Source organism: Microbacterium sp. BF1, from assembly GCF_019279095.1.
In the GTDB taxonomy this organism is placed as follows: Bacteria; Actinomycetota; Actinomycetes; order Actinomycetales; family Microbacteriaceae; genus Microbacterium; species Microbacterium maritypicum.
In genome coordinates, this window is sequence record NZ_JAGYWT010000580.1 from 1 (window position 1) to 1,445 (window position 1,445).

Annotated in this window: 3 protein-coding genes and 1 tRNA gene; 2 read left to right on the top strand and 2 right to left on the bottom strand. The window is 64.4% G+C overall.

What is annotated here, in order from left to right:
- Window positions 1-472: oligoribonuclease (gene orn, locus KZA10_RS15030; protein ID WP_218683292.1), on the bottom strand; the 472-nt coding region annotated here is incomplete at its 3' end.
- 87 nt (window positions 473-559) lie between these two features.
- Here orn and KZA10_RS15035 point away from each other — a divergent pair.
- Window positions 560-635: transfer RNA gene (locus KZA10_RS15035), tRNA-Arg, on the top strand.
- A gap of 85 nt (window positions 636-720) precedes the next feature.
- Here the strand turns inward: KZA10_RS15035 and KZA10_RS15040 are convergent.
- Window positions 721-990 (bottom strand): hypothetical protein, encoded by a 270-nt coding sequence (locus KZA10_RS15040; RefSeq protein ID WP_141386022.1) that lies wholly within the window; start codon window positions 988-990, stop codon window positions 721-723.
- A 206-nt stretch (window positions 991-1,196) separates the two neighbouring features.
- Here KZA10_RS15040 and KZA10_RS15045 point away from each other — a divergent pair.
- Window positions 1,197-1,445: single-stranded DNA-binding protein (locus KZA10_RS15045; protein ID WP_218683293.1), on the top strand; the 249-nt coding region annotated here is incomplete at its 3' end.

The window sequence follows — 1,445 nt, forward strand, 5'->3', positions numbered from 1 at the left end:
CTTTGGCGGGGGCCTGGAAGAACACCCGCGGGTACCAACGGCGCGAGAGCTCCTTGATGCTGGAGACGTCGACGTTGCGGTAGTGCAGCCACTGATCCACCTGCGGCATGTACTTCGCCAGGAACATCCGATCCGTGCCGATCGTGTTCCCGGCCAGAGGCGCTTTGCGCTCCAGCGGAACGAAGCGCTTGATGTACGCGAGGGTCTGGGCCTCGGCCTCCTCCAGCGACACTCCACCGGCGATCTCCTCGATGAGTCCCGACGTCTCGTGCATCTTCGTGACGAAGTCGTTCATGTGCTCGAGTGCACTCTCATTGGGGCGGATCACCACCTGGAATCCCGGATCGATGGGGTTGAGCTCGAAGTCGGTGACGACGACGGCGATCTCGACGAGTTCGTCGACCGCCAGATCGAGGCCCGTCATCTCGCAGTCGATCCATACGAGACGATCATTCTCGGACGCAGATACCATTCCGCCATACTATCGACGGGCCCGACATCGCCGACCGGAGCGTGCTTCACGAAACGCCTCCGGGACCGCGATACTCTAGAGATGTGCGCCTCCGTAGCTCAGGGGATAGAGCAGGAGCCTTCTAATCTCTTGGTCGCAGGTTCGAATCCTGCCGGGGGCACCACACGAGTCGAATGCCCCGCGACACACGGCGCATCGAGGCATTGGCCGTCGAATCTCCGCCTGCGTCGTCGACCGCGCTGAACTCGTCAGGAATAGCGGAGGGCCGCGACGGCATCGTCCGCGCGCCAGAACTCACCGACGATCCGGAAGACGCCCGTCGCGAGATGAAGGCGCTCCGCGCGGTATCGAAGCCCGAGCGGATCCGCGACGATGCGCAGGTGACCGAGCACGTGCTCCCGCTGATCCTGCACTCTCCAGAGGTGATCCGCGGCGCGGACGAGATGCTCTCGTGCGGAAGCGAGTCGAGGCGTGGCGTAGGGGATCTCGGGGAGGGAGGTGATCAGGTTGTCTGACATCGGGGCTCCTTTCGTGATTCGAAGATATGACCGACCTCCGACATTCGGGTCGGCGATGTCCTCCCGCCCTCGTCGGGGCTTTCTCTCCACAGACGCCATCTGACCGAGGCTGTCCACCGCTTGCACGATTCGGGCGATCGGCTCCCGCCGTCGCGCCCCACTCTGGAGGGGCCCGGAAGAGATCCGGCGATCGAGAGGATGAGCACATGATCGACACCCTGACCATCGTGGGGAGAGTCGCGACCGACCCGACGCAAGTCCAGACCGGGGGCGGCGTCTCGGTCACCAACTTCCGCCTCGCCAGCACGCACCGCCGCTTCGATGCCGCGACCCAGACGTGGACGGACTCCGGGACCAACTGGTTCTCCGTGGCCGCATTCCGACAGCTCGGCGAGAACGCGAAGGCGTCACTGCGCACCGGTGACAGCGTGATCGTGACCGGTCGCCTGAAGATC